We start from the raw sequence: 25243 nt of genomic DNA, 5'->3' as shown, positions 1-25243 counted from the left end.
ACCCAAGTTATGGCTTGTTCAAAGCATCCACAATATATTGCCGCTCTGCTGCACCGACACCGGGATGGACAGGAAGCGAGAGAACCTTTTCTGCGAGTTCATCTGCAACCGGGCATGCAATCCCACCATCAGCTCCAATTGATGCAAAGACCGGCTGCCTGTGGAGCGGCACCGGGTAGTGGATGGCAGATCCGATCCCCTGCTCCTTCAGGTACGCCATCAGTTCCTCACGGGAGAGCGGGGCATCCTCTGTTACCTGTATTACATACTGGTGCCAGACAGGGGATCTGCCCTGAGCAACGACAGGGGTGATGATGCCGGTGACATCGATATGCTCGTTGAAGAATGTTGCATTCTCCTGCCGTGCCTGGATGAATCCATCCAGTTTCGACAGCTGCACCCGCCCGATGGCAGCGGCAATATCGGTCATTCGGTAGTTGTACCCGATCTCGGTATGGATGTACTTCTCGGACTGCCCGTGGTTGATGATCCGCCGGAGCCGGTCATGTAGATCAGCTGAGTTGGTTGTCACCATCCCCCCTTCTCCGGTCGCCATATTCTTGGTGGCATAGAAGGAGAAGCAGGCGAGATCCCCGATTGAGCCCACCTTCGCTCCATTGATCTCCGCTCCATGAGCCTGTGCTGCATCCTCAATGAAGACAAGTCCCCGGTCTGAGCAGATCTCTCTCAGTAGAAACACATCGCAGGGCTGGCCATAGAGGTGGACACCGATCACCGCTTTCGTCTTTTCTGTGATCCGATCACATACAGAATCCGGATCGATACAACAGGTATCTCTCAGCACATCCGCAAAGACCGGTTTTGCCCCGGTCATCGCAACCGATGATGCGGTTGCAAAGAAGGTGAATGCAGGGACAATTACCTCATCACCAGATCCCACCCCTGCTGCAAGAAGAGCTGCATGGAGAGCGGCGGTCCCATTGTTTATGGCAACGGCATGGGCAACCCCGCAGTACGTGGCAAATTCATGCTCAAATGATCTGGTAACGGGTCCTTCGGCGATGATTCCGGATGCAAGGACGGCAGTAACGGCTTCTGCTTCTTCAGGGCCAAGGGATGGGCGGGCGATTGGGATCTGCATATAATCTCTCAAAAGATCTCAGTTCATTACAAATATGATGGTTAGTATGATACATTTTTGCATTGGAAATGATTAATCAGCCCCACGTCCTATTATTGTCGAACATCCTGAAGATAGGAAATTGAGCTTATCAATAAATATCTCTACTCGAAATTATCTGGATCTGGACAATTTATGAAAATCTCCATGCTCACCACAACTCATCCATACAATGATGGAAGAATCTTCCAGAAAGAGGCGCGAAGCCTTGCGAAAAAACATGCTGTGACGATTATTGCCCCTAGTGATATTTCAGATAGGTTCGATGAGGCTGGCATCAAAATAATTACTGTAAAAAAATCAAAATCGCTTCTCTTTCATCCGCTAACCATTTTTCGAATCTTTCTTGCAGCAAGAAAGGTGGATACAGATGTATTCCATTGCCATGAGCCTGACTCTCTTCTGATCGGTCTTGTTCTGAAGTTACTCTTACGCAAACCTGTAGTGTATGATGTTCATGAACATTGGCCTAGTGAAATCCCGTTCGACTTTCATATGCAAGAAGGATCCATTCGACAGAGGGTCGTAGGATCAATTGTAAATATTATTGAACATGTATTGGCGAAACAATCTGATGGTATAATAGCTGTCAGTGAAAGTGTTGCTGAGCGGTTTGAAAGAAGAGGAATTAGATCAATTATCATCTCAAACTTTTCAATCCCTGAATATAACATTGTTTGTCATTCAGATAATGAAGGAAAAATCATTGTATCTGTTGCCGGGAATATGCATCTCTTCCATGGAATCCTTGAGGGGATTCTTGCGGTTGAACGAATAATCCCTCTTCACACTGATGTATCACTCAAACTTATTGGTAATATCAGGTTTGATCTTGTGGATTGTGTACCTGATATGGATGATAAATGGAGCTGGATAGCGACAACAGGTCATCTTCCTTATCGCAGAATGTATGAAGAACTGAGTAAATGTTACCTCGGCCTTCTCCTCTTTCAGCCACATTATTATAATATTTCAATAGGTCTCCCAAACAAACTCTTCGACTACATGCTGATGGGGCTCCCGGTTATTGCCAGTGATTTGCCAGAGATACGAAGAGTGGTTGAAGATGCAGACTGTGGTATCCTTGTTGATCCGGCAGATGTGGAGGCCATCGCAGAGGCTCTTGACTATCTCTTAAGTAACCCTGCGGAGGCAAGAAGGATGGGTGAAAATGGAAGAAGGGCAGTTATCGAAAAATATAACTGGGGAAATATGGAAAAGGTGCTGATCGATTTTTACGAAACGCTTCAGAAATAATCATATTATGTAAAATCCTCCTCTCACACAACCCCCATCTCCTTCAACCGCTTCGGCAGGTACTCCCCCGTCACAAAATCCAGCCCCCTCGCCGCAAACGCCTGCTGCTCCGACTTCAGCCCCATCGACAACTGAAGATTGATCTGCTCGCGCCAGTAGTCTGTTGCAAACCGGGGGTCGGTCAGCTCTGCCTTCAGGGCGGCGATATCCTGCTCGCTTAAGCTGTCGGCAGGGAGATCATAGTCCCGGATGTCCGAGGGCTGGACACCCACAAACTGCGCCGCCGGGGTGGCGAGGAGCTCGGACATATGGGCGCTCTTGATCGAGCCATAGGCGACCGAGGCGTAGATCCGGTAACTCCAGGGGTCGCCATCGGTGAAGATGAGGATCGGGAGCTTCAGATCCTCGTTCAGCTTCTTCAGCATCCGCCGGGTCGACCGGGCCGGCTGGCCTTTGAGATGGACGAGGATCGCACCGAACTCTTCATCAAAACCGTTCTCCTGGAGACGGGCATACATACCGCCGGTCTCCATCGCAATGACGAACTTCGCGTCATGGTCGATCAGATCAACATTCCCGACATTATTTGGGATGGAATACCCGGCCTCCCCCACATCATCCCGGCAGTGGATCTCACGGATCCCACGGCGGGTCGACTCACGCAGTCTGAGAGAGCCAAAGATCGACGCCCCGTCCTCCTCGGGCCGGAGATGGAAGGCCTCCCGTTCAACATGCGTGACGATCTCGAGATCCTCGACGAGATAGTTACTCTCATCCTGTGCAGCAAACTTCGCCTTCTTCCAGGACTCAGAGATATAGTACATCTCCCTCAGCGTCGATGACCGGTTCTGGAGGAGCTGTTCTTTAAGAAAACCGATGGTATAGGCCATCTTCAGCAGGTGTGTCGCACTCCGGGCGGTCGATGCGGCACGGGTGCTCTCCTTCTCCCCGTACTTCCAGACCTCGGTCGCATCATCATACGTGATATTCTGCTTCGTCCGGATCGGCAGATTGATCGAGGGGATCTCGCCATCTGCAATCTGGTCATACCACTGCCGGGCAATGCCGACGAGGCGGTCGATTGTGTGGGTGTTCTTCTTTTGATCGCTCTCTGATATTTCTTTCAATGTGGGTTCCTCTGGGGTGTGGATCCTTTTCTCTGATGGGTAGCAGTTTGTTATATCGATTTATTGGTGGTTACAGTATACAGAACTACTCATACATTGGCAGCCTTCTATGAAATAACTGTCTGAATGGTTTACCGCTCGGATTTTTTTCATTCTTTCAATGTCCTCTTCTTCCCTATTGATATTTCCCTATGACCAAAACCTACTCAGACCCACTCTGACTTCGCGGGGGGCACCGCCATCCCCGCTTCGTCCTCGGGGTGGGCGACCTATCGGTCACCAAGCGGGTGCTGTTCGCACCCGCCATTGGGATTAGGGCGCTATCGCGCCCACATCTTGTTACTGATCTCTCTCCATCAATCTCAGTTTTCTATCCATTTTTGCGTGTGTAAAGAGACCCGGTTAAGTCCCATCTAAAAAAAGGATATCCGGTGAGAAATAACCTCTATCAAGGGAGCTCTTGTTCGTTCAGGAATACAGATATGATCCCGAATCACTCATGTTGTGAAATCTTGTATGGGTTCTGCTGGCCTGATGCAACCATCTCTTCAAGAATCAGGTGTAGCACTTCATGTATATTGGTGAGGACCTCCTCATAGGTGTCACCCTGCGCATAACATCCTTGGACTGCGGGGATATGAGCATAATAACCATCAGCGTCCTTTTCAATGACAACACCAAAACTGGTCATGGTAGTTGATCTCTCCTTTCTGTAGAGTAATACTCTTTTGTCTGGATGAAAAATACTTCGTGATTATGTCATTGCAGCCAGTATCTTCTGATATGCACCTATCCGAAAAGATCCAGGCAACCCCTCCACTGGTATTATTCCTTTCACCGACACACAATCTTTGCATCATCAAGTGTATAGATATCCGGTTCATCCTGGAGAAACTGGTGTAGGGAGTGATTCGATAGCTTCATCATTCCTACCGCTTCATAGCGCAGAAGCAACTCATGGAGCATCTGTTTTATCTCTGAAAGCTCTTCTTTGATGAACTGGATATCTGACTTCATCACAGTACCACTCAGCCATCTCCCATAGCCTGACAATAATGGTGATTTTTTCCACATAAAGGTCTTCATTGAACCTTAACCCACTCAGACTCCGCGGGGGGGCACCGCCATCCCCCGCTTCGTCCTATGACCTGGTCAGCCACACGACATTCTTCTTATCCTGGCAGCCTCAGGCCCGGATGACACTGAATCGCTCTAATATGGTTATATCTTACGTATCCCTCATTCCGCGCAGAAGAAACTATTTCACCTCCCGTCTCCATATGAAGATATAATGAAGCGGTTTGTCGCTATTGCGAGGGGACGGGTTCAGCGGGTTGGCTATCGCGAGCATGTCTACAATGAGACATTTGAAACAGACATATCCGGATATGTAAAAAACCTGGACACTGGCGAGGTGGAGATCGTTGCAGAAGGGAAAGAGTCAGAACTGCTTGATCTGATCAACCGGATTAATATTATCCAGCGGCCCATTGCTGTCAAATCGTTTACCGTCATATGGGAAGAGCCCACCGGAGCATATAGCGACTTTGAGATCATCAGGGGCGATATCCAGCTGGAGACATTTGAGCGGATGGATTATGCCGGGAATGTTCTGCATAGTATGGATATGAAACTTGACACCAGCCTCCAAAAACAAGATCAGACTCTGGATAAACAGGATCAGATGCTTGAGGTCGGAAAAGATACCCGGGATGAGATCACACTCCTCCGGAAAGACACCCGTTCATACCTTGATGACGAATTCAGGGAGATCAGAAAGGAACTCACTTCCATTAAGGATGCACTCATCCGCGCAGGAATACAGGTCTGATTTTTTCCATATCAATACCCGTGCCGATACCTGAAACTTGCCATCCAGCTTTTCATTGATAACAGAATGCTCTTCTCAAAGGATACCGGCATCCTTCAGAATCCGATCCCCTCAATCTTCCAGGCGTTGCATCAAACGTCGCCCGTGCAGCATCCATCAAGCTGCTGTACGTCCTATCGGGACGATGGTGCTGATCCCAAACGGTATGGCGATCGCATCCAGGTGAGGTACCTGCCTGCAGTCCCCTCCCTTGCGATGATCGCTGGTGATTTCATTACAGTTCTCCTTTTGCGAAGGTGAAGGGAGATCGGCAAAAAAACCATCTTCACTTTCACCCCCCGCTCCCGACCATTATGAGGGGATCTAACAGATTACTCAATATCAGTGCGTCGCACCCTTGCTGCCACCAGGGGATGGAAAGGGAGTCTTCTCCGGGCATTGATGATCTTACAGAAGAGATCAAGGGAGTTGGGAACAATCACAGATTCAGATCATTCTTATAAACGCCTCTTCAGTCACAAAGAGATGATGGCAGACCTCATCTCCGGATTTCTTCATCCCGGATTTGCCTCGGCCTGTGACTTTGCAACACTGAAGCGGTGTAATGGCAGCTATGTGACTGATGATCTCAGGGAACGTGAAGACGATTGTATCTGGAGTGTCAGGTACAATGACCAGACTCTGATCATCTATCTCTTAATAGAGTTCCAGTCCACGCCTGATCCGACGATGCCGATCAGGATCATGTCCTACATGGCGCTCCTCTGGCAGGATCTGATACGAACAGGGAGGCACTCAGCACGAAGACCATTACCGGGGATCCTTCCGATCGTCCTCTATAATGGGGAGAGTCCCTGGAACGTCCCGGATGATATCGGTGCAAACATCCTGATGCCGGATCCCATCCTCAGGTTCCGGCCGTCGGTCCCGTATCTCGTGGTAGACGAACTGCGGCTCTCACTGCATCATCTCGTCGAAACGAGAAATCTTGCTGCAAGCCTCTTTGGCCTTGAGCAGTCATCAGGAAATGATGATCTCTTCCTTCTTGGCCAGAGGCTGAACGCATGGATGAAAAAGGACCCAAAACTCGATCCTCTGCGAGGCGATTTCTCGCTATTCTTTGAGAATACCTTAAAGACAGATGAAAATAAACCACTTCCAAATCCATTTTGTGGGGAGACCATGTTAGCAGAAAAGGTAAAACGATGGACCGCTGAGCTGAAGGCAGAGGCAATAGCCGAAGGGAAAGCTGAAGGGAAAGCTGAAGGGAAAGCTGAAGGGAAGGCGGAGGGGAAGGCTGAAGGGAAATTAGAGGGGAAGGTGGAGGAGCGGCGGACAATTCTCCGAAGGATGAAGGCGTTTGGGATGTCCATCGGTGAGATCGCAGAGATCACCGGACTACCGGAAGATGAGATTCGTCATCTGATCTGAATCTCCGCTACCCATCAGCCGATCAAAGTACACAAATCGGATCTGATTCCCTCTCCATCTTTTCAGGTCAGATCCGGACAAAAGGTTTCGAACTCCAAAAAAAAGAAGAACTCTATTCAATCCCGGATAATGGCATCCAGATCCTCAAGCAGACTCTGAAGATCCTCCTCATGCTCAATCTCATCTGCCAGGATTCCTAACACCATCGTATAGGTGATCGGATCAGAATCCTTCGTAACAGAGAGGAGATTGTTATAGGTCTCGATCGCGCACTGCTCTCCTTTAATATTCTGCTTAAGCACCTCCTTGACAAATGGATTAACAGGTGCTTCATATCCGCAGTTGGTCTTCTCATACCACGCCTTCGGCTCAAGAATCGGGGTACCCCCCAGCTGCACAATCCGGGTAGCGATGAGGTCGGCATGGCCAAGCTCCTCGGTCGCATGGAGTGTCAACTCCGAGATGACCGCATCCTTCGTCGGTCCTGTTATCACCTTCGATCCGATCCAGTACTGGTAGTACGCAAGCCATTCGTCGGCAAGTGCACGGTTGAGGAGCATAATAAGCTCATCAACATTCATGCCGACGATCATTCTTCCTTTTGTTCCCATGATACACCTCAAAAATACTCTTACGCATTCTGATTTATATATAATTTACCTCAACGAAATAGTGGGAAATGGCAATCTTTATTGCTCCTATCATCGACTGTACGATCAGGTATTTTCCATGAGCAGACCAGTTCTTATTGACTTTTATGCCACCTGGTGTGGACCGTGCAAGATGCAGACTCCGTACATTGAGGAAGTTGGAAAGCGACTCGGAGATGCGGTTGAGATCAAAAAGCTCGATGTTGATCAGCATATGGATCTCGCAGGGAAATACCAGATTCAGGTCGTTCCCACACTGATCATCGAAAAAGATGGGGCTGTTGTGCATAAACTCGAGGGAGTGACAGATGCAGGCCGTCTCATGGAGCTTTTAAAACCGCTAATCTGATGAGTGAGAGAGACAGATTACACAATCTCATCTCTTTTTTTGATAAAAGATACGGGTATATCGACTGGTGGAACGCCGGATTCGATGAGGTCGCCATCGGTGCAATCCTCACCCAGCAGACACGATGGGAGAATGTCAGATCTGCATGTAGAAAACTGGCAGATGCCGACCTCCTGACCCTTCAGGCGATCTGCACCGCAGACCCGGAGCAGATCGAAGCCTGTATCCGGTGCACCGGCTTTTATCGCATCAAGACAGCCCGGCTCCGGAGGCTCGCCGATTTCATCATACACGACCTCGGCGAAGCGATCAGAGAGATGCCAACCGATGACCTCAGAGAGGCACTCCTTACAATAAACGGTGTCGGTGAGGAGACCGCAGACAGTATCCTCTGTTATGGTCTCTTTCGCACAACCTTTGTCATCGATGCCTATACCAGGAAGATCTGCCGGTGTGCCGGAGTCGACCTCCCGGATAGAGAGCTCAGGAGACTCTTTCTGGAACTCCTGGACCATGACAACAATCGTCTCCGATCCTGTCACGGCCAGATCGTCGAATATGCAAAAGAACATTGTACAGCAAAGAAGTGTACATCATGCAGCATACAAGCTTTGAACGGATAGGCCGACGACTCTTTCTTGAAGGTCTGGTCGGTGGCAACTTCGGAAATATGAGTGAGAGAACAGAACAGGGATACCTGATCACACGGAGCGGATCCTATCTGGACGAACCAGGTGATCTCATCTTCGTCCAGAATGGAGAGGAGGTTCCAAAAAACGCCTCAAGCGAGTACCGGGTGCATCAGGCGATCTACAGGGATACCCCGCATAAGGCCATCGTGCATGCCCATCCGTCCTGTGCCGTCGCCGCATCCCTTCTGATGGATCAGATCATCCCGCTGGACAGCGAAGGGAAGATGCTGGCACCTGAGATCCCGGTCGTTTCAGGAGACCCTGGAACAGAAGAGCTTGCAAAAAATGTCGCTTCCGCCCTGAAAAATAGAAATCTTGTCCTTGCACAAGGCCATGGAACCTTTGCCGCCGGGAAGACACTGGATGAGGCATATCTCTATACATCACTGGCAGAACATGCCACCCGTGTCCTCTTCTATGCTGGCAGGCTCACTCCATCTTCCCTTTGAGGCTCTCAAGCTCTTCCCGCACTTTTTTCAGCTCCTGTGTCGTCTCACGGTGAAATGCCAGGAAGAGATCGCCGAGGAGTCCAAACATCGTGATCATCAGCCCGGCCATGATGAGCAGGACCGTCAGGATCGTCATCGGAATCCGTTCGATATTCTGGAACCACTCATAGACGACATACACCCCGAGAAGGCCGCCTGCTACCGTAAGAAGCATACCGATCAGGCCGAAGTAGAAGAGGGGGTTTGCCACCTTGGCAAGGCGATAGATCGTCCTGATGATCTTATATCCATCACGGAACGGATGGAGCTTCGTTGGGGTGCCGGGCCGTTCGCAGTAGCTCACCGGGATGACGACGACCTTCAGATCATTCCTGACGACCTCAACTGCAATCTCAGTCTCGATCTCAAATCCGGTCTCCTTCAGTTTCAGGCGGTCAAGGGACTCCTGTGTAAAGGCCCGGTACCCGGAGAGGATATCCTGGAGATACGCGCCATGCGCCCATTTGAAGAGGACGTTGATGACATGATTGCCAAAGCGGTTCAGGCGGGTCAGGGCACCCTCATCACAGGCGGTGAGCCGATCCCCGATGACATGGTCGGCACCTTCTGCAAGGGGGGCGAGCATCCGGTCTGCATCTGCCGGCGCATAGGTTCCATCCCCATCCAGCATCAGGATATAGGGATCGTCTATCAATGAAAAGGCCTCGATGATGGCGGTGCCCTTCCCCTTCCCTGTCTGACGCACAACCCGGGCACCTGCCGCTTCAGCTGCCTGAACGGTTCCATCCGTGCTGTTCCCATCGATAACAAAGATATGCGAAAAACCCATCTCCCTGAAGTCCTGGATCAGGGGACCTATGGTGAGAACTTCATTGAGTGTGGGAATAAGGATGCAGACATCCTCTCTTTCGATGGCCATTGTACAATAATTAATAAGTCTACTCTGATAATGGCTTTCATGCATCCGGAAAAATCCGGCACCCGGATCCTCGGCATTGCAGAGAGCTTCAGGGGACGGGATCGATCTATCCTGGCCGGGATCGTGATGCGGCGGGATCTCCGGATAGATGGCGCCGCACTGGAGACCATTACTGTTGGAGGGATGGATGCAACAGAGGCCATCATCCGGATCTATGAAACGCTGAACCGATCTGACATCAATCTCATCCTCATATCCGGTGCTGTGATGGCCTGGTATAATATCATCAGTCCTGACATCATCAGCCAGACGACAGACCGGCCTGTTATTATTATTACGTATGAGCAATCAGACGGGCTATGCGATACACTCAGATACCATTTCCCCGGCGATTCAGAGAGACTTGCCGCATATAAAGCACTCGGGGAACGGGATTTTGTCCGCCTCCATACAGGCCATACGGTCTATCTCAGGCGAGCCGGCATTCCCCTGACGACGGCCGAAGAGATCATACACCAGATCACCCTGGACGGAAAGGTCCCCGAGCCGGTCAGGGTTGCACGGCTTATTGCGCGATCGGTCATGCGATCATCTCAGACCGGGATATGATGCGCCCATGCTCCTTATGATAGACATCAAGCCTGACGAGATCACCGGGCCTGAAGGTGCCATCCGTCAGATCAAGGTAGACGGGGGCTCCCGGATACCAGTAGTGCCCCGTCGACCCGATGCCCCAGAGGCGCTGCACACCGATATGGTATGATGATATGAATCGATGGGCATTCATCGTCACGATATTTGCATGCGTCTTCTGATCATTGACGAAGATCTCTGCCCTGAGATCATCGTTCCGGTAGATGGCCGTGCCGGTATGCATGATCGTCACCCTGCTGTCGTAATTGAGCCTACCGGTCTCACAATGGTGCTTCAGATCGGTGATCGCAAATATCTCCGGCGGCCCCTTTGAGTATGTGGGCCAGAGCGGGATATGGAGCATCAGGAGGAGGAGGAGGGCAAGGATGATGGTGATGGCAACAAGGAGCATCACACCATGCACCTGGCAGCTCCCCTCCTCTGATCGGGGTCGATTCACCCTATACCATTCTCAATACGGATATTTATCCAGGATCAATTGATCCGAAAAAACAGAGGAGGCCTACTCCTCGAAATCAGAGACGGCAAGCTCATACATCCAGTCGAGGAGGAGCTCGCAACTCTCCACAACGCACTCGCGCTCGCATCCGACACAGGGGACGAGATGATCCCCGGCAAGTAAGAGCAGGGGATCGACCACCCGTTTCTTTGTGGATTTCAGAAGATAGGTCTTAATCCCGTTCTTACGAAACTCGTGACGTTCGACCATCCCAAGGTCAATAAGCCGCTTGACAATCCGGGAGCATTTCCTTGAATCGACATCAAGGAGCTTCCAGAGTTCACTCTGGAGTACTCCGTCACTCTTCGACTGGATCACCCGGAGTGCTTCGTCGAACAGTTCGTCGGTCATAAGCTTAGAGAACTGGTGCGATACTCAGTATGTTGTTCCCGCGGATCACGACACAGCCGAGGTTTCGCTCCCTGGATTCTTCTGCGATCTCGGTCGCATCCTCCAGATGGAGGTTCAGGTATTCATCGACTGCAATAAGCCTTCCCTGAAATCTCCGACCATCATCCTTAATTTCAACGATGATCCGGGATTCAACCAGAGAATTGACTTTTTTTATCGGCAACACGATACTTGAGACCATTGTGGATAATATGGGATCGTACACAGATTAAGCTTTTCATGCTATCTCAGAGAAACGGATCAAACGGCCCATGGGATCGTGCATATCCGGTGATATCAGCGCCGAGCCGCCGCACCTGATCAAGCGCCGGATCATCGAAGATATCCGCAGGACCGATTAGCCTTCCATTCGCAATCGAGAAGCCGAGTGAGACGATCCGGGGAGGGCCCCCCGATCGCGAACCCTGGGCATCGCAGAGAGAGACCGGGAGAAGAGGCATCATCGGCCTTCCGGGTGATCGAGCCATGGAAGGAACCGAAAACGGTTCGATGATCTCACCGGTATCAGGGAAGACCCCCCCTGCGCGGATGATCAGCCCGGTAGATCCGGTTTCCTGAGGAGTGGTAACAGATGCTACAGGCTCCCCGTCCCTCCTGCTGATCCTGAGCACCCTGGCATCCTGGGGTTTACGTATCAAAGATAAGAGACGATATGTATCCTCCGGCAGACTGTAGACACGATCCCCGGAGAGGTGGAAGACGAACCCTTCACGGAGCGCATCCTCCGTCACCAGCCGTGTAGTTCCGAAGGGATCACCAAAAATCCGGAAGAGATGGAGATTATAGAGGTCGATGGAGGGGAGATCCGAGAGGAGGACGAGGATCGTCTCCCGGTCCCGCTCAGAAAAAGTCAGTCTGGCAGAGGCGAACGGGGGATCGGAGATATCACAGGAGATCCCTTTCCTGTCAAGATACTCCCTGCACGCTGTGATGACACTCCTGATCAGATCCTGAAGATGTTCCATTGAATCCCGGTGGGTCAGGAGAAGACCGACCGAATCACCACACCTGAAGACGAAAGAATCGATGATCACCCCCCCTTCCTCTTTTCTGAGGAGCCGGGTTGCAATCTCAAGCATCCCGGGATGGGCACGATGAGCCCCCACAAAGCCTCCGAGACGGGCGGTGACGAGGGTGCAGGAGAGGAGATCAGCCATTACCGGCTACTCCCCCATCGACTCGAGCCGCTCGATGAGCCCCCGGCTTCCGACATAGATCGGGATCTTCTGGTGGACATCTGTGGGAAGAATATCAAGAGTATCGGTGAAACCATCGCTGATCCGCCCCCCGGCCTGCATGGCAAGGAAACCGATCGGCTGTGCCTCAAAGACGAGCCTGAGCTTGCCTTCTGGCTTGCCCCTGGCAGCCGGATAGGCATACAGGCCCCCGTATTTCAGGATCTGATGAAAGTCGGCGACAAAGGATCCGGAGTACCGGACCTTCCCCCCGTCATCCTCAATCGAGGTGATGAACGCGGTATGCTTCTCTGTCCACTCAGGCCGGGTACCGCCGCTCCCATAGATACTCCCCTCGGGCATACGAATTCCATCCTCCATCAGGAGGAAACGGCCATCATCTGCGAGTGCAAAGGTGGCAACACCGGATCCAATGGAGAGGGTGAGGGTCGTCATCGGGCCATAGAGGAGGTAAAGGGCAGCAGCGAGATCCCGGCCCCGCTGAAGAACCGGCCCCTTATATATCCCAAAGATCGAACCAACCGCGAGATTGACAGCGATCAGGGAAGAGCCGTCCAGAGGATCCATCACGACCGTATAGTCAGAACAGCTCTCAGGGCATTCAACAACCTCATCCTGCTCCTCTGAAGCAATCCTGGAGACGAGCCCTGATTCCTTCATGACCCTGATCAGATGGTCATCAGCCCATGCATCCAGTTCTGCCTGAACCTCACCTGAGGAGTTGAGGGTCGTTGCATAGCTCTGGTTTGCAATGAAGGCCCCCCGGATCGGATCCGCCTGATCCGCGATGAGAGAGATGAGGCGGCCGAGATCCTCATCACACCCATGTTCCCTGAGATACTCCTGTACAGTAATCATACGGGATGATCATTGTTGGAACGCCGACTTAATGCTATCCGATCAACGCCGCGACCCGTTCCAACGCCTCGATAGCGTCATTCCGTTTCTGATCAACTGCTGATCGTTGGGTAAAAGCAACAAAAGCGCCTCTCCTGTCCGGTGATACCATACCTGCCAGTCGGTCGAAGGTCCGCTCCGGGTAGAAGAGATCGATGGCTGTACGAAGGAGCAGCTGCCGCTCATCCCTGGTAAGAATCCCCTTCTCCTCTGCAAGGCGGAGGGTGCACCTGATATTAATGAGGGGATCAGAGAGGGGAAGCCAGGATTCGGGATCAAAGACAAGTGCAACCTCATCATCCGATACGAGCGTCCCATCCCGGTACAGGGAGTAGATCAGGCCGACCCCCTCCATCCCGAGGGTGTCAAGTTCCGCTGCCCTGAGCGCTCCCATACTTGACGCACCGATTACCCTCTTTCCGGCCTTCAGGAGAGAGAGTATCTCACGATGGCCGACCGCCGCATCCTGGAAGAAGTACCCGTCGATGATACAGACGACAGATACATCAGACCCGGAAACAGCAAGGAGATCACCCCGCCGGACAGGGGGGAGAAACGTTGCGCCCGGGCAGATCGCCCGCGCTTCATCATGCGGCAGACTTGGACCGAGGAAGACGACTACGCCGGGCATGCTTACACCTCTCTCCGATACGTTCCTGATCCATCGCATAGACCTCAAGGCCCGGGACGACAACCCGCACAACCGGAACACCCATATCAGGCCGGGTCAGGTCAGAGACGATCACCCGGTCGTACCCGGCCGAGTCCAGTTTCGCACAGACATGCCTGATATCGGTGAGGAGATCATCACTTGTATAGGTCGGTAGGGATGAGAACCCGACATCCCCGTTCTCCCGGAACCAGTAGCCGTTGAGCCTCTTCGTCCGTTCATATCCTATCTGTCTGCGCATATCAGCAACGACCGTATCTTCCCGGGCTCCATGGATCTGGGTAAGGCGGCTCTGCGCAACCTCGGTGAGGGCACGGAGGATGGCGATCTCCGGTGTTGTATGCGTCCCCATCCCGGTCACAAGGAGGGAGGGATCCAGGAGGACGGTATCATCAGCGACAGCCGCACAGGTGGGTATCCCGATGTCGCTTGTGATATTGCGGATCGTAAGATCAATGCCGGCATGGGAGAAGCGATCAATAATCTCCCTGCTCATCGGATCAGAAATATCAATGATCCGCTCTCCGGTATACCGTGTTGCTTCAACGATCGACCACGCATCCCGCTCGATCACCTCCATCAGGCCATGGAAGATCGCCTCCTCAAGGGTGTTCCCCGAGGCGATTCCGTTTGTATTCGTCCTGAAGAGGGGGCTGCAGGCTCTCGCAACCGGGTGATAGACAGCATGTGCGGGGAGGAGAACCTCCTCTTCCCTGAGGATATCATATCCTGCCACCCAAGGGAGGGGGGCATCCGGATCTGCACCGGAAGGGAGGATCAGATCCACCGGGTTCACTGCCGGCTCTCTGGAGAGGAGATCCGAATACCGCGCGACAGTGACCGGGGGCTTCTCCATCTCAGCAGAACACCGTTCTATCCCCTCCATGATCGCTGAGACCCGCGCGGCAACCGGTGTGGCCCCCTTTCCATTATAGACCGAGATGGCACCACCTGCTGCCGTCGGGCGGATGCAGGAGAATACCGGGATACCAAGGCGGTCAAGACCGGTGATATCAGCAACGCGTGTAATACCTGCCTGTGGAAGGAGCGGCTCTACCCTCTCAAGCGTCGACTCCGGGGAGACCGCACGATGGGTCTCGATCATATACCCTTTCGGGCAGGATTTCAGATGCATCTGACTCTTCTACAACATCTCTCCTGATATGATTACTATTTTTCCCCTCAACATCGGTGGTATTTCCAGAAGAGAGAGTACTTTATCCCACCATACAGAGAGATCTTCCAAGTATGGGGTCAGGCGTAGTCCGGGATGGCGCTCTTGATGCGGCACGCGGAACCGCCCTCACCCTGATGATCATCTACCATATTCTCTTTGATCTCGCGTACTTTGGGATCTATACCATCCATCCGGATATCTGGTATGCGGCAATTCCCATAGCAGGCACCTTCATCTTCATTGCCGGAATATCGCTTCACCTGAAGGCAGAATCGCTGAAAAGAAAACGTATTGACAGTATAGCCATACCACTCCTCCATAGAGGCCTTTTTCTGCTTCTCATCGGTGCAGGCATTACCGTTGCCACGTGGATCTATCCTCGGGAAGGATTCATTATCTGGGGAATCCTCCATCTCATCGGAGCGGGAACCATTCTTGCCATCCCCTTCCTCAGGTTCGGCAGATGGAATATCCTGCCGGCAGCGTTTATTCTCCTCATCTGGTTCTTTGTCTACCCGATTGCAGGACCGGACTACCTCATCCCCCTCGGCATCCACACCCCCGGCTTGTACAGCCTTGACTATCTCCCAATCATCCCCTGGTTTGCAGTTATGCTCCTAGGACTCGTGGCCGGATCCATCCTATATACAGGGAATATTGTACAAAGGGAGGTGAATAAACCGGTACAGGCACTCGCCTTCATCGGAAGGCACACCCTCATCATCTACCTCATCCATCAGCCGATCATCATCGGGATCATCCTGATATTAAAACCGCTCCTCTTCTGACTTGCACCAAACGTGAAACAGAAAGATATATTGTTCTCCCTTGAGTATCGATTAGTATGTGCGCCGGTTTTTTGAAGCGATTCTTTGGGAAGAAACCACACATCGTTCATAGCCCGCCCCCACCGTCGATAACCCACGGTGCCGGCATGCAGATGCCAGAATACAAGAACAAGCCGTACTTCATCGTCGCATCCATCGAGATGGGGAATACCACAACCAAATGTATCCTGACCGGCACGAGCCTGGAGACCGGGTCCTGTTATGTGATCAATAAGACGGTGAGTATGAGTCGCGATGTCCGGCCGCCAAAGCCGGGGGAGGAGATATTTGGTGCAACGCTTGACGGCACGAAGCTGACACGGGAGTCGGTCACAGAACTCGTCCGGGATACGCTTATCAAGTGCCATAAAGAGGCAAATCTGAGCATCAAAGATGATCTCGACTTTGTGGTTCGGAGTACCGGTGTCGTCGCTGCGATGGAATCACCCGAACAGATAGGCGATTTCATCATCGCTCTTGCAAACGGATGCCTTGAAGCCGGTGTCCCACCCCGGAAGATGACGCCCCCGATGTCGATAGACAATCTTCCAAAGAAACTTCGGGAAGCAAGCTATGCAGATCGTCTCGTCTTCACCGGTGCAGTAGCGGGCGTCCTCCCCCCGGTCGGGAGTACCGGGGTTGAGATGGTGGCAAACGAGATGGAGGGTGAGCTTGCCATGGCCGGTATCAAGGAGGGGGCCAAATGGACACCTGTTGATTTCAGAAACCCCTGTTTATCCCTTGATTTTGGAACAACCCTTGACGGGAGGATCACAAGCGACGTCCCAAGGGATGCCGAAAACCCCTTTGCAAAGACCATCGGGAACTTCTGCGGTCTCGCCGGTGCCATACCCGATGCGATCATCCGGGGAACCGGTCTTGTTCAGGAGAGAACCGGGACAGCACTTGACATCTTCGGAGAGGGATTCAGCGGCAGCCGGTTCAGTCTGGGACGGAATAAGAAAGTGATCGACGAGTATGTTGATCTCTGCCATGATCACATCGACATAAGGGTTGTACCATCTGATCGGAAACGTTTTGGAAGAGTTCCGGTCTTTGCGGATGTTGCAGAGAAATCCGGGGTCGCATTGATCGGATGTGACTGTGGTGTTGATGGAGACGGGATCGACAACCTAAAAAAGATAGGTGCGGAGATCTATGCGAAATACCAGTTGCCTGTTGTGACAGAGGTGATCGACCGGGTCTGTGCCGGAATGGCACTTCGGATGATCGATATCTGTATCGAACAGAAGATGGTGCCTGAGAATGCGTCAATCGGCTTTACCGGCCGTGCGGTGATATCAGGAAAGAAACCCGACTATATCGTTGAAGGGATCACCGAACGTGAGATCTTCTCCGATCCGATCGATCACCTCGTCTTCGTCGATGATGGTCTTGCACGAGGCGCAGCATTGATGGGGCGATGTATGAACTCCCTCGGAAAGCCGAAGAATCCTCTCGGCGGAGTCCGCGGGGGACCATGTATCATGAGCAAAAGGATAAAAATCGGGAGATAGCCGACAATGGAAGAAGAAGAATTATTTGACCTGATCATTCCACCAGGAGTACCAAGAACGATCATACGCGATATTGCAACCAACTTTGATGTTGAGATTGTGAACCGCCGTGAGCCTCTGTATTTCGCCAATATGGAAGGAGATGAACGTGATCTCCTTGCATTCCGTGGTACAAAAGATGAGATTGTACGCGTTGAGGCGTATATGTTTGAAGAACTAAAAAAATTTATAAATTAATCTCTTTTTCCAATCAAAGCGACCAGAAGAGACTTCTGTGCATGCAGCCGGTTCTCTGCCTGATCCCAGACAACACTCTGCGGCCCGTCAAGTACCTCATCGGTAATCTCAAGGCCACGATGTGCCGGGAGGCAGTGGAGGACGACCGCATCCTCAGAAGCATGTGAGAGAAGCGCGCTGGTGACGCTGTACGGCGCAAATGCCTTCAGGCGTGCATCCTGCTCATCCTCGTTGCCCATAGAGATCCAGGTATCCGTATAGACCGCGTCCGCCCCTGCCACAGCCTCTTCCGGTCTTCTGTGGAACGTAACATTCCCTCTGGCTTCAGCACGCCTGATACAATCCGGATCCGGTTCATATCCAGGCGGTACAGCAACAGAGACCTTCATCCCGGTCAGGATCGTTGAAAGAATCAGGGAGTTGCAGACATTATTGCCATCCCCGACCCAGGCAAGATGGAGCCCTGAGAGATCACCGAACCGCTCCTTCAGTGTCATCAGGTCGGCGAGGATCTGGCAGGGGTGTTCTTTATCAGACAGCCCGTTAATTACGGGGATTGTGGAGTTGTCCGAGAGGGTCTCGATGGATGAGTGGGAATTGGCCCGGATCATCGCTGCTGAGAGGTACCGTGAGAGGACCCGGGCGGTATCCGGGATCGCCTCACCCCGGTCAAGCTGCATATCACGGGGGTTGAGATAGAGGGCGTAGCCCCCAAGCTCATACATACCGACATCAAAAGAGATGCGTGTCCTCGTCGATGACTTCTCAAAGATCATTCCGAGGGTCTTTCCGGCAAGATGGGGGTGAGCCACCCCGTCTGAACGCTCCTTCTTCAGGCGGATCGCATCATCGAGGAGGGTGCCGATCTCATCTGCTGTGAGATCAAGAATTGAGAGTATCGTCCGTTTCATCGTATTTCCTTCATATGAGCGATTCGGCGGGCAACGATCTCCTCTCTCCCGATATCCGACCGGTACCGCACATTTCCGGTAACCCGGGATGCAGCAGACTCAGCAGAGCGCTCAGCATCTGCAAGGGTATCCCCGACACCGACAAATGCAAGAGAGCGTGAGGACTGGGTATATATTGTCCCATGGTCCGGCCGGACATTGGCAAAGTAGAGACGTGCATCATGGGCAGCTGGAAGGCCGATGGGATCTCCTGCAACAGGCGCATCCGGATAACCGGCTGGAACAACATATTTGCAGACCGTGGCCTTCGGATCAAACCGGACATCGGATTGCCGGAGCGTCCCATCCGCAACCCGGGCGATGATCTCAGTGAAGCCGGACGAGAGGATCGAGAGGACGTTCATCGCCTCGGGATCGCCAAATCGCGCATTAAATTCGATAACCTTCGGGCCGGTTGCGGTATTCATAAACTGGCCATACAGGATACCCCGATAGGTCGTGCCCGAATGATCAAGTGCAGCGACAACATCATGCATGATCCGAAGAGCTGCAGCATAATCGGCATCAGTGACAAACGGGAGGCTGTGATCAGGAAGTGAATAGGACCCCATGCCGCCGGTATTTGGCCCGGTATCACCCTCGAATGCCCGTTTATGATCCTGAACAAGTGGCATGGGAAAGAGCGAGCGGCCATCAGCAAATGCCATCATCGTAAACTCCTCACCAAGGAGGCGCTCCTCAATGACGACACCGCCGTCGATGGATCGCAGGTACTCGATGGCACCGGCCTGATCAACATGCTCACCCATCACCTTGACGCCTTTCCCTCCGGTCAGGCCGATCGGCTTGATGACGAGATCCTCCCCATGATCCCTGATGAATGCCTCGGCTTCATCATGATCATCAAAGATTCGATATAACGGGAGACCGTCAATTTGATACTCCTTCATTAACCTGCGGCAGAATGCCTTATCGGTCTCGATCCTCGCTGCCGCCTGTGTCGGGCCAAGACACCCGATACCGATCTCCAGAAGCGCATCGACAAGGCCCGCCATGAGCGGCGCTTCAGGTCCGATGACGGCGTAGTCGATACCCATCTCCTTTGCATAGGATACGATGGCATCCACATCAGTCTCTTTTTTTACCAGGGTTTCCCTCGAGAGCGAAGCGATGCCGGGATTATTATTTGAATTTACGGCGTAGAGGACGGCCTCAGGGTCGCATGAGATCACCTGGGCCAGTGCATGCTCCCGTCCGCCACCGCCTACAACCAGATACTTCATGGTCATGTATTAGACACACCCCTACTAATATAATATCACTCAAAGAGTGCGCTCACCCGGAGCAGGGGTGAGAGTGAGATTCCATATGTGGCAAGGGATGCTTCCGCACCCTGTTCCCGATCAACAACCGTCACTACCCGATCAGTTATTGCTCCTGCTTTTCGTAATTCTAGAACACCATACACGGCAGATCCACCTGAGGTCGTCACATCCTCGATGAGAAGAACCCGTTTCCCTGATACACGGCCGATGACTGTGTCTGCCTTGCCGTGATCCTTTCCGGTTGCACGTATGATCGCGTACGGTTTCCCAGAAGCAAGGGAGACGGCGACAGCAAGGGGGACACCTCCGACAGCAACACCGGCGATACAATCAAAGTCAAACTCTTCTGCAACAGTCGCGCCGATCGCAGAGAGGAGTTCGGGCTCTGTCACCGCCTGCTTGACATCCACATAATATGAGCTCTTCTGTCCGGATGCGAGGGTAAATTCCCCAAATTCAACTGCGCGGAACCGGATGAGAAGTTCCCGGAGATCGATTACCATGGTACCTCTTTAATGCCAAGTGCATAGCCAAGAAGATTTGCCCCACGGTGAAGAAGCGGGGTGATGATCAGAATCGCAAGAGCCATCGGGAGAGTGACGACCGAGAGCGTCCATGTAAGATTGAAGATGACCAGGAGTACAAAAGCCCCGATGACCAGGTCATACTGATCAGCAACAGGCCATTGTGCCCCCCTCTCGAGATTTCTTCTTCGTTTAAAGAAACTCTTTCCGAGATCGCCAAGGAGTGCACCCGCAGAGAGGAGGAGTACGGAGAGCAGGGTATGCTCAGGAAGAGATGAGAAGACAGGGTATGACTGGGCAGCTATCTGGGCTGAGCCGATGACGAGGCCGCCACCAATACCTATGAAGAGCCCCCGCAGGGTCTTCCCATCACCAAAGATTCGCCGTCCATCACGCCAGTAGCGCCCCCCGTCGATCGGCCGTCCACCACCGGCCGCCGCAGCCACAGGGTTTGGAACATATGCCGGCAACATCACCCAGAGCGCGGAAATGAAGATAATAAGAAGGGAACCGATACTGATACTGCTCATAACCAAGTAATATGGTGCAAGGTTTAAAAATACTGTATCCCTAACTACATTGCAGAGACGTACCGGTGATTGAAGAATGGAGATTAAAAGAACAAAAAGCATCTGCCCTGTCTGCAGAACGGTGATTGATGCAGATCTCATCGAAGAGGAGAATGCGATCTGGATCCACCGCACCTGCCCGGAACATGGTCCCTTCAGGTCGCTGTACTGGTCTGATGCCCAGATGTTTCGCCGGTTTGATACGTATAACGCCATCGGAGAGGGGATCACCACCGCAAAAAAGCCGGATGAGAGGAAGGGGTGCCCCCTGGACTGTGGCATCTGTGAGAGCCACCACTCGGGAACCCTGCTTGCCAATGTTGATCTGACAAACAGATGTAATCTGAATTGTGACTTCTGTTTTGCAAATGCTCGTGCATGCGGTTTTATCTACGAGCCGACATTTGAGGAGATCATTGCTATCTTCCGTCGCCTCAGAGATCAGAAGCCTGTTCCTCCCCCCGCGGTTCAGCTATCCGGAGGAGAGCCGACGATGCGCGAGGATCTCCCTGAAATCATCAGAATGGCCAAGGAACTGGGATTCAAACAGGTTCAGGTCGCAACAAACGGCATCAAACTCGCGCAGGACGAATCGCTTGCAGGGAAATTGAAGCGGGCCGGGGTTTCAACAATATACCTCCATTTTGATGGCGTCACCAAAGAGACAAACCCTCTTCTCCAGATGAATAAAAAGGCAATTGAGAACTGCCGGAGAGAGAAGGTCGGCATGGTTCTCGTCCCTACGATCATCGGGGGGAAGAATATTCATGAAGCAGGGGCGATCATCAGGTTTGCGGCAGATAATGTCGATGTCGTCAGGGGAGTCAACTTCCAGCCTGTTGCATTCACCGGTGCGGCAACAGATGACGAGATGCTGAAGGAACGAATTACGATACCCGACCTCCTCCATGGTATTGAGAATCAGACCTGCGGTATCCTCAAAGCAGATGACTTCTATCCAATCCCATGCGTCGGACCGATCATCGATCTGGTGAAGGCATATACAGATCGGCCACAGATACAGTTTACGGCACACCCCCATTGCGGCGCAGCCACATACCTCTTCGTCACTGAGGAGGGAATGGTTCCGGTCAACAGAATGGTTGATGTCGATACGTTCTTCTCATCCATCGACATGATTGCAGGCAATATGAAGAAAGGGGGAAGTATCAACAAATACCGGGCACTTCTTGAGGGAGTTCGGAATTTAAAAGGGTCCCTGAATAAAGATAGCAATTATACATTCGATTTCCACGGACTTATTGCAGATGCACTCATCCACCAGAACTTCGATGCACTTCGGAAGTTCCACTGGAATGCACTCTTCATCGGTACGATGCATTTCATGGACAATCATAATTATGACCTTGACCGGGTGAGCCGGTGCTGTATCCATTATGCCACCCCGGACGGGAGGATCATCCCCTTCTGCACCTATAACAGCGGGCCTGTCTGGCGTGAGGAAGTCTGGAAGAAACATGCCCAAACCCCTGAATAAGGACTGAGGATGAGAGAATGATTCGAATTGTCCGAAAACCGACTGATACCCCGGATGACAACTCCACGCAGATGGTCATCGACGCGCTTGACGTAATGGGCGCAGAGTATGAGATCCTCTCATTACAGGAACTCAATCCGTTCGCCATCAGATACAGCGGCGATCTCATCTGGATCTGTGGGATCCGCCAGGATGGTGTTGAGTTTGAACTTATCAAGGCCCTTGCACTCAAAAACCGCCTGGTCAATACCCCGGAAGCAATCGCAACCTGTGCAAGCAAGGTGCTCACCTCAGCATTGCTCACACATCATGGTGTACCAACTCCGGAGACCCTTTTTACCGCATCCAGGCATATGGTTGATGAATTCCTCCAGACACATGGAAAGGCCGTTTATAAACCGGTATACGGGTTTGACGGGGATGGCATCTTCCTCTTCTCTGATGTAGGGGATCTCGCAGATCCACCCTACTATGTCCAGGAATATATCAGAAACGACCGGGACTTCCGGGTCTTTGTGATCGGGTATCAGGCGGCAGGTGCCATCTACCGGCAGTCACCGCACCTGACCCATAATATCCACCAGGGCGGAGTCGGGACACCGGTTGAGATAGATACCAGTATGCGTGAGATTTCGGAGGCAGCTGCCCGGGCAGTGGGGATAGATTACTGTGGTGTTGATCTCCTCAAAACCGAAGACGGCTATACCGTCCTTGAGGTGAACGGAACACCAAACTGGCACTGTATGGCTGCACCAATACCAGAACTTCTTGCAGAATATTTCGTATCGGAAGAGAAGAAAATGAGATAGGGGGGATATCACCACTCACCAGATTGTTTGCTCATTGAGCACACTCAATCTCTTTTAATGCCCTTTCAGCGAGTTCTTTCATACGCGATGAAATCCTCCCTGATGAAGCAAAATCAACATCACTCATCGCATTTGCCAGTTCGGTGGCAAGGATGAAGATGGCATATTTATGTTCCAGTTTGCTCTTATGAACATGTGAGGGGTTGATCTTAAGAGCATCATATTCTGAAAAAGATAGAGTACTATGGAGTTCTTCGAAGTGATCCTTAATTTCAGACAACATCTGATGGAGGGCGATCAACTCATCTTTGTGCATACATGTCACCAGGTAGTACGATGGGGATGCGAAAAATAAAAGCCTATGGATCAAAAAACAAGATTTAAATAGTTCTATATTTTTACCATACGGACCGTGGCAGGTCTCTTGACGATACCGGAGAACTCCCGCGCCGCTATGAAATCAAGACCCTTCTCAGCCGCAAGATCGAGGATTCGCTGATTAACCGGCTGGTCGATGATTATTCCGGCGGTCTCCCCACTCAGCTCATCAAGGATTCCCTTGTACTCCTCAAGAGGATAATCCCCAAGACTGGAAAAATCCGGGGAAAGAACACGTACAAGTCCACTCCCCTTGATCGCCCTGATATGGTCGTTGAGTCCGAAGGGATCGGATGATTCCCCTTCTGAGGGAGGGGCCGGCACTGATGACGCATCGGGCTCCTGAGCAGGAATGGTGTTTCGTGAGATGGGGGGATCCGGATAGAGAGTGGGACGAATATCATGTCCGGATCCGCTTCTCCGTGCCTCCCTCTCAATATTGTCGCGAACATACTCAACCGGCACTTTGTTCCGGAGAGCCTTGACGATCTCTTTTCTGCTGAGATCCTCAACACTCTTTCCCCGTGGCGGATATGCGACAAAGTCAATGTCTGCGATCTGGAGAAGCTCCCTGAGGATCAGCTCCCCTCCCCGATCCCCGTCAAGAAAGACGGTTGCTGTCTTCTTCTCACAGAGAGAGACGATGATATCCGGCACATTTGTCCCCTCTACCCCGACACTGTTCTTGATCCCGTATCGTAACAGGTTGAGGACATCGGCCCGACCCTCTACAATGATGATCGCATCAGAGTCTTCGACATTCGGACCTGCCGGTACTCGATCATCACCGATAAGGCGAATCTTCTCAACCCGTATCGACTCGCGTACCTCATCAAGGAGATCCTGTGAATCGATCGAGTCTTCATCAAAGGCATCAAGGAGCAGTTCCTTTGCCCGTTCGATGATCTTCTTTCGTTTGGCAACCCTGATATCCTCGATACACTCGACACGGACATGGGAGACACATGGACCAACCCGGTCGATCGTCTCAAGTGATGCTGCAAGAATAGCAGTCTCCGCCCTGTCGAGGGAAGAGGCGATGAAGATATCACCGGTGGTCTCCCCCCTCCGGCTGATGATCTGGACATCGATCCGTCCAACCCGTCCGGTTCTCTGGAGATCCCGGAGATCGAGGTCTTCGCCGAGCAACCCTTCAGTCTGACCAAATATGGCTCCGACTACATCGGGTTTTTCGACCACCCCCTCTGTTTCAAGATGAATGTGAATAAGATACTTAGTCGTATCAGGTGAATACATGGAATCGCACCCCCATCGATCATGCTCTGATGAGTCTTCCT

General features: G+C 52.1%; 31 protein-coding genes. 12 read left to right on the top strand and 19 right to left on the bottom strand.

Annotated elements, in window-relative coordinates:
* Nucleotides 1–7 precede the first annotated feature (7 nt).
* The gene (locus J2T58_RS04815) at nt 8–1102 is read right to left on the bottom strand and encodes a DegT/DnrJ/EryC1/StrS family aminotransferase (RefSeq protein ID WP_253487852.1); all 1095 of its coding nucleotides are present in this window, start codon (nt 1100–1102) and stop codon (nt 8–10) included.
* A 174-nt stretch (nt 1103–1276) separates the two neighbouring features.
* On the opposite strand from J2T58_RS04815, the gene J2T58_RS04810 reads away from it, so the two are divergent.
* Nucleotides 1277–2398 carry a glycosyltransferase family 4 protein gene (locus J2T58_RS04810; RefSeq protein ID WP_253487850.1) on the top strand — a complete coding sequence of 374 codons (1122 nt, stop codon included), beginning with the start codon at nt 1277–1279 and terminating at the stop codon, nt 2396–2398.
* 23 nt (nt 2399–2421) lie between these two features.
* On the opposite strand, the gene J2T58_RS04805 is transcribed toward J2T58_RS04810, so the two are convergent.
* From J2T58_RS04805 to J2T58_RS04795, 3 genes are all read right to left on the bottom strand, one after another.
* The gene (locus J2T58_RS04805) at nt 2422–3525 is read right to left on the bottom strand and encodes a DNA topoisomerase IV subunit A (RefSeq protein ID WP_253487848.1); all 1104 of its coding nucleotides are present in this window, start codon (nt 3523–3525) and stop codon (nt 2422–2424) included.
* A 493-nt stretch (nt 3526–4018) separates the two neighbouring features.
* Nucleotides 4019–4216 carry a type II toxin-antitoxin system HicB family antitoxin gene (locus tag J2T58_RS04800; protein WP_253487846.1) on the bottom strand — a complete coding sequence of 66 codons (198 nt, stop codon included), beginning with the start codon at nt 4214–4216 and terminating at the stop codon, nt 4019–4021.
* A 143-nt stretch (nt 4217–4359) separates the two neighbouring features.
* Nucleotides 4360–4542 (bottom strand): hypothetical protein, encoded by a 183-nt coding sequence (locus J2T58_RS04795; protein ID WP_253487844.1) that lies wholly within the window; start codon nt 4540–4542, stop codon nt 4360–4362.
* 274 nt (nt 4543–4816) lie between these two features.
* Here J2T58_RS04795 and J2T58_RS04790 point away from each other — a divergent pair, with 274 nt between their 5' ends.
* Both J2T58_RS04790 and J2T58_RS04785 read left to right on the top strand, forming a co-directional pair.
* Nucleotides 4817–5356: an acylphosphatase gene (locus J2T58_RS04790; protein WP_253487842.1), complete on the top strand. Its 540-nt coding sequence runs from the start codon at nt 4817–4819 to the stop codon at nt 5354–5356.
* Between the two features lie 441 nt (nt 5357–5797).
* The gene (locus tag J2T58_RS04785) at nt 5798–6787 is read left to right on the top strand and encodes an Rpn family recombination-promoting nuclease/putative transposase (protein WP_301287478.1); all 990 of its coding nucleotides are present in this window, start codon (nt 5798–5800) and stop codon (nt 6785–6787) included.
* A 116-nt stretch (nt 6788–6903) separates the two neighbouring features.
* Here the strand turns inward: J2T58_RS04785 and J2T58_RS04780 are convergent, their stop codons facing one another.
* The gene (locus J2T58_RS04780; RefSeq protein WP_253487838.1) at nt 6904–7398 is read right to left on the bottom strand and encodes a ferritin-like domain-containing protein; all 495 of its coding nucleotides are present in this window, start codon (nt 7396–7398) and stop codon (nt 6904–6906) included.
* Between the two features lie 118 nt (nt 7399–7516).
* Between J2T58_RS04780 and trxA the strand changes: the two genes are divergently transcribed.
* The 3 genes from trxA to J2T58_RS04765 are packed head-to-tail and all read left to right on the top strand — an operon-like array spanning nt 7517 to nt 8927.
* The gene (gene trxA / locus J2T58_RS11290) at nt 7517–7786 is read left to right on the top strand and encodes a thioredoxin (protein WP_253487836.1); all 270 of its coding nucleotides are present in this window, start codon (nt 7517–7519) and stop codon (nt 7784–7786) included.
* Nucleotides 7786–8409 (top strand): endonuclease III domain-containing protein, encoded by a 624-nt coding sequence (locus tag J2T58_RS04770; protein WP_253487833.1) that lies wholly within the window; start codon nt 7786–7788, stop codon nt 8407–8409. The genes trxA and J2T58_RS04770 overlap by 1 nt, the downstream gene beginning before the upstream one ends.
* Nucleotides 8382–8927 carry an aldolase gene (locus J2T58_RS04765; RefSeq protein ID WP_253487831.1) on the top strand — a complete coding sequence of 182 codons (546 nt, stop codon included), beginning with the start codon at nt 8382–8384 and terminating at the stop codon, nt 8925–8927. Before J2T58_RS04770 ends, J2T58_RS04765 begins: the two co-directional genes overlap by 28 nt.
* On the opposite strand, the gene aglJ is transcribed toward J2T58_RS04765, so the two are convergent.
* A complete protein-coding gene (gene aglJ / locus J2T58_RS04760) occupies nt 8908–9846 on the bottom strand; it encodes an S-layer glycoprotein N-glycosyltransferase AglJ (RefSeq protein ID WP_253487830.1) in 939 nt (312 codons plus the stop codon). The genes J2T58_RS04765 and aglJ overlap by 20 nt on opposite strands.
* 39 nt (nt 9847–9885) lie before the next feature.
* On the opposite strand from aglJ, the gene J2T58_RS04755 reads away from it, so the two are divergent.
* The gene (locus J2T58_RS04755; RefSeq protein WP_253487829.1) at nt 9886–10455 is read left to right on the top strand and encodes an endonuclease dU; all 570 of its coding nucleotides are present in this window, start codon (nt 9886–9888) and stop codon (nt 10453–10455) included.
* Here the strand turns inward: J2T58_RS04755 and J2T58_RS04750 are convergent.
* The 7 genes from J2T58_RS04750 to J2T58_RS04720 form a co-directional block, all read right to left on the bottom strand.
* A complete protein-coding gene (locus tag J2T58_RS04750; RefSeq protein ID WP_253487828.1) occupies nt 10427–10939 on the bottom strand; it encodes a type IV pilin in 513 nt (170 codons plus the stop codon). The two genes, J2T58_RS04755 and J2T58_RS04750, sit on opposite strands and share 29 nt — an antisense overlap.
* Nucleotides 10940–11002: 63 nt before the next feature.
* Nucleotides 11003–11350 (bottom strand): helix-turn-helix transcriptional regulator, encoded by a 348-nt coding sequence (locus J2T58_RS04745; protein WP_253487827.1) that lies wholly within the window; start codon nt 11348–11350, stop codon nt 11003–11005.
* Nucleotides 11351–11354: 4 nt separating this feature from the next.
* A complete protein-coding gene (locus J2T58_RS04740; protein ID WP_253487826.1) occupies nt 11355–11591 on the bottom strand; it encodes an LSM domain-containing protein in 237 nt (78 codons plus the stop codon).
* Between the two features lie 46 nt (nt 11592–11637).
* On the bottom strand, nt 11638–12567 hold the full coding sequence (locus J2T58_RS04735; RefSeq protein WP_253487825.1) for a fructose 1,6-bisphosphatase: 930 nt from the start codon (nt 12565–12567) through the stop codon (nt 11638–11640).
* Between the two features lie 6 nt (nt 12568–12573).
* On the bottom strand, nt 12574–13464 hold the full coding sequence (locus J2T58_RS04730; RefSeq protein WP_253487823.1) for a class 1 fructose-bisphosphatase: 891 nt from the start codon (nt 13462–13464) through the stop codon (nt 12574–12576).
* A 34-nt stretch (nt 13465–13498) separates the two neighbouring features.
* Entirely contained in the window at nt 13499–14134 is a 636-nt protein-coding gene (locus J2T58_RS04725; RefSeq protein ID WP_253487821.1) for a TfuA-related McrA-glycine thioamidation protein, read from the bottom strand.
* Nucleotides 14091–15308, bottom strand: a complete 1218-nt coding sequence (locus tag J2T58_RS04720; RefSeq protein ID WP_253487819.1) for a YcaO-related McrA-glycine thioamidation protein — start codon at nt 15306–15308, stop codon at nt 14091–14093. The genes J2T58_RS04725 and J2T58_RS04720 overlap by 44 nt, the downstream gene beginning before the upstream one ends.
* Before the next feature lie 113 nt (nt 15309–15421).
* Between J2T58_RS04720 and J2T58_RS04715 the strand changes: the two genes are divergently transcribed.
* Genes J2T58_RS04715 through J2T58_RS04705 form a run of 3 tightly spaced genes read left to right on the top strand, consistent with a single transcriptional unit; the run spans nt 15422 to nt 17931 of the window.
* Nucleotides 15422–16138: a heparan-alpha-glucosaminide N-acetyltransferase gene (locus J2T58_RS04715; RefSeq protein WP_253487817.1), complete on the top strand. Its 717-nt coding sequence runs from the start codon at nt 15422–15424 to the stop codon at nt 16136–16138.
* 56 nt (nt 16139–16194) lie between these two features.
* Nucleotides 16195–17694: a methanogenesis marker 14 protein gene (locus J2T58_RS04710; protein WP_253487815.1), complete on the top strand. Its 1500-nt coding sequence runs from the start codon at nt 16195–16197 to the stop codon at nt 17692–17694.
* 6 nt (nt 17695–17700) lie between these two features.
* Nucleotides 17701–17931, top strand: coding sequence for a hypothetical protein (locus tag J2T58_RS04705; protein WP_253487813.1), 231 nt, complete (start codon nt 17701–17703; stop codon nt 17929–17931).
* Here J2T58_RS04705 and argF read toward each other — a convergent pair.
* From argF to J2T58_RS04685, 4 genes are read right to left on the bottom strand one after another with little or no spacing between them, the layout of a single operon-like run.
* On the bottom strand, nt 17928–18842 hold the full coding sequence (argF, locus tag J2T58_RS04700) for an ornithine carbamoyltransferase (protein WP_253487811.1): 915 nt from the start codon (nt 18840–18842) through the stop codon (nt 17928–17930). The genes J2T58_RS04705 and argF overlap by 4 nt on opposite strands.
* Nucleotides 18839–20131 carry a phosphoribosylamine--glycine ligase gene (gene purD / locus J2T58_RS04695; RefSeq protein WP_253487809.1) on the bottom strand — a complete coding sequence of 431 codons (1293 nt, stop codon included), beginning with the start codon at nt 20129–20131 and terminating at the stop codon, nt 18839–18841. The genes argF and purD overlap by 4 nt, the downstream gene beginning before the upstream one ends.
* 29 nt (nt 20132–20160) lie before the next feature.
* Nucleotides 20161–20670, bottom strand: a complete 510-nt coding sequence (gene pyrE / locus J2T58_RS04690; RefSeq protein ID WP_253487807.1) for an orotate phosphoribosyltransferase — start codon at nt 20668–20670, stop codon at nt 20161–20163.
* The gene (locus J2T58_RS04685; protein ID WP_253487868.1) at nt 20664–21164 is read right to left on the bottom strand and encodes a CDP-2,3-bis-(O-geranylgeranyl)-sn-glycerol synthase; all 501 of its coding nucleotides are present in this window, start codon (nt 21162–21164) and stop codon (nt 20664–20666) included. Before J2T58_RS04685 ends, pyrE begins: the two co-directional genes overlap by 7 nt.
* Before the next feature lie 133 nt (nt 21165–21297).
* On the opposite strand from J2T58_RS04685, the gene tes reads away from it, so the two are divergent.
* A complete protein-coding gene (gene tes / locus J2T58_RS04680) occupies nt 21298–22758 on the top strand; it encodes a tetraether lipid synthase Tes (RefSeq protein ID WP_253487805.1) in 1461 nt (486 codons plus the stop codon).
* 17 nt (nt 22759–22775) lie between these two features.
* Nucleotides 22776–23567 carry an ATP-grasp domain-containing protein gene (locus J2T58_RS04675; RefSeq protein WP_253487804.1) on the top strand — a complete coding sequence of 264 codons (792 nt, stop codon included), beginning with the start codon at nt 22776–22778 and terminating at the stop codon, nt 23565–23567.
* Between the two features lie 31 nt (nt 23568–23598).
* Here J2T58_RS04675 and J2T58_RS04670 read toward each other — a convergent pair whose 3' ends face one another.
* Complete coding sequence (locus tag J2T58_RS04670; RefSeq protein WP_253487803.1) at nt 23599–23883, bottom strand: UPF0058 family protein; 285 nt, start codon at nt 23881–23883, stop codon at nt 23599–23601.
* A 74-nt stretch (nt 23884–23957) separates the two neighbouring features.
* Nucleotides 23958–25202: a DNA primase DnaG gene (gene dnaG, locus J2T58_RS04665; RefSeq protein WP_253487802.1), complete on the bottom strand. Its 1245-nt coding sequence runs from the start codon at nt 25200–25202 to the stop codon at nt 23958–23960.
* Nucleotides 25203–25243 lie beyond the last annotated feature (41 nt).

Origin of the sequence: Methanocalculus alkaliphilus (genome assembly GCF_024170505.1) — an archaeon.
Taxonomy (GTDB): domain Archaea; phylum Halobacteriota; class Methanomicrobia; order Methanomicrobiales; family Methanocorpusculaceae; genus Methanocalculus; species Methanocalculus alkaliphilus.
This window is presented reverse-complemented; position numbering and strand designations above follow the sequence as displayed.

Bases quoted from the DNA above. Each gene is read 5' to 3' on its own strand.
- J2T58_RS04815 (WP_253487852.1), bottom strand. From the start codon at position 1,102: ATGCAGATCCCAATCGCCCGCCCATCCCTTGGCCCTGAAGAAGCAGAA.
- J2T58_RS04745 (WP_253487827.1), bottom strand. From the start codon at position 11,350: ATGACCGACGAACTGTTCGACGAAGCACTCCGGGTGATCCAGTCGAAG.
- J2T58_RS04670 (WP_253487803.1), bottom strand. From the start codon at position 23,883: ATGCACAAAGATGAGTTGATCGCCCTCCATCAGATGTTGTCTGAAATT.
- J2T58_RS04705 (WP_253487813.1), top strand. From the start codon at position 17,701: ATGGAAGAAGAAGAATTATTTGACCTGATCATTCCACCAGGAGTACCA.
- J2T58_RS04795 (WP_253487844.1), bottom strand. From the start codon at position 4,542: ATGAAGTCAGATATCCAGTTCATCAAAGAAGAGCTTTCAGAGATAAAA.
- J2T58_RS04685 (WP_253487868.1), bottom strand. From the start codon at position 21,164: ATGTTGCCGGCATATGTTCCAAACCCTGTGGCTGCGGCGGCCGGTGGT.
- J2T58_RS04710 (WP_253487815.1), top strand. From the start codon at position 16,195: ATGTGCGCCGGTTTTTTGAAGCGATTCTTTGGGAAGAAACCACACATC.
- argF (WP_253487811.1), bottom strand. From the start codon at position 18,842: ATGAAACGGACGATACTCTCAATTCTTGATCTCACAGCAGATGAGATC.
- J2T58_RS04785 (WP_301287478.1), top strand. From the start codon at position 5,798: ATGATCTTACAGAAGAGATCAAGGGAGTTGGGAACAATCACAGATTCA.
- trxA (WP_253487836.1), top strand. From the start codon at position 7,517: ATGAGCAGACCAGTTCTTATTGACTTTTATGCCACCTGGTGTGGACCG.
- J2T58_RS04735 (WP_253487825.1), bottom strand. From the start codon at position 12,567: ATGGCTGATCTCCTCTCCTGCACCCTCGTCACCGCCCGTCTCGGAGGC.
- J2T58_RS04740 (WP_253487826.1), bottom strand. From the start codon at position 11,591: ATGGTCTCAAGTATCGTGTTGCCGATAAAAAAAGTCAATTCTCTGGTT.
- aglJ (WP_253487830.1), bottom strand. From the start codon at position 9,846: ATGGCCATCGAAAGAGAGGATGTCTGCATCCTTATTCCCACACTCAAT.
- J2T58_RS04780 (WP_253487838.1), bottom strand. From the start codon at position 7,398: ATGGGAACAAAAGGAAGAATGATCGTCGGCATGAATGTTGATGAGCTT.
- tes (WP_253487805.1), top strand. From the start codon at position 21,298: ATGGAGATTAAAAGAACAAAAAGCATCTGCCCTGTCTGCAGAACGGTG.
- J2T58_RS04765 (WP_253487831.1), top strand. From the start codon at position 8,382: ATGCAGCATACAAGCTTTGAACGGATAGGCCGACGACTCTTTCTTGAA.
- J2T58_RS04755 (WP_253487829.1), top strand. From the start codon at position 9,886: ATGCATCCGGAAAAATCCGGCACCCGGATCCTCGGCATTGCAGAGAGC.
- J2T58_RS04675 (WP_253487804.1), top strand. From the start codon at position 22,776: ATGATTCGAATTGTCCGAAAACCGACTGATACCCCGGATGACAACTCC.
- pyrE (WP_253487807.1), bottom strand. From the start codon at position 20,670: ATGGTAATCGATCTCCGGGAACTTCTCATCCGGTTCCGCGCAGTTGAA.
- J2T58_RS04725 (WP_253487821.1), bottom strand. From the start codon at position 14,134: ATGCCCGGCGTAGTCGTCTTCCTCGGTCCAAGTCTGCCGCATGATGAA.
- J2T58_RS04715 (WP_253487817.1), top strand. From the start codon at position 15,422: ATGGGGTCAGGCGTAGTCCGGGATGGCGCTCTTGATGCGGCACGCGGA.
- dnaG (WP_253487802.1), bottom strand. From the start codon at position 25,202: ATGTATTCACCTGATACGACTAAGTATCTTATTCACATTCATCTTGAA.
- J2T58_RS04770 (WP_253487833.1), top strand. From the start codon at position 7,786: ATGAGTGAGAGAGACAGATTACACAATCTCATCTCTTTTTTTGATAAA.
- purD (WP_253487809.1), bottom strand. From the start codon at position 20,131: ATGACCATGAAGTATCTGGTTGTAGGCGGTGGCGGACGGGAGCATGCA.
- J2T58_RS04730 (WP_253487823.1), bottom strand. From the start codon at position 13,464: ATGATTACTGTACAGGAGTATCTCAGGGAACATGGGTGTGATGAGGAT.
- J2T58_RS04810 (WP_253487850.1), top strand. From the start codon at position 1,277: ATGAAAATCTCCATGCTCACCACAACTCATCCATACAATGATGGAAGA.
- J2T58_RS04720 (WP_253487819.1), bottom strand. From the start codon at position 15,308: ATGCATCTGAAATCCTGCCCGAAAGGGTATATGATCGAGACCCATCGT.
- J2T58_RS04800 (WP_253487846.1), bottom strand. From the start codon at position 4,216: ATGACCAGTTTTGGTGTTGTCATTGAAAAGGACGCTGATGGTTATTAT.
- J2T58_RS04790 (WP_253487842.1), top strand. From the start codon at position 4,817: ATGAAGCGGTTTGTCGCTATTGCGAGGGGACGGGTTCAGCGGGTTGGC.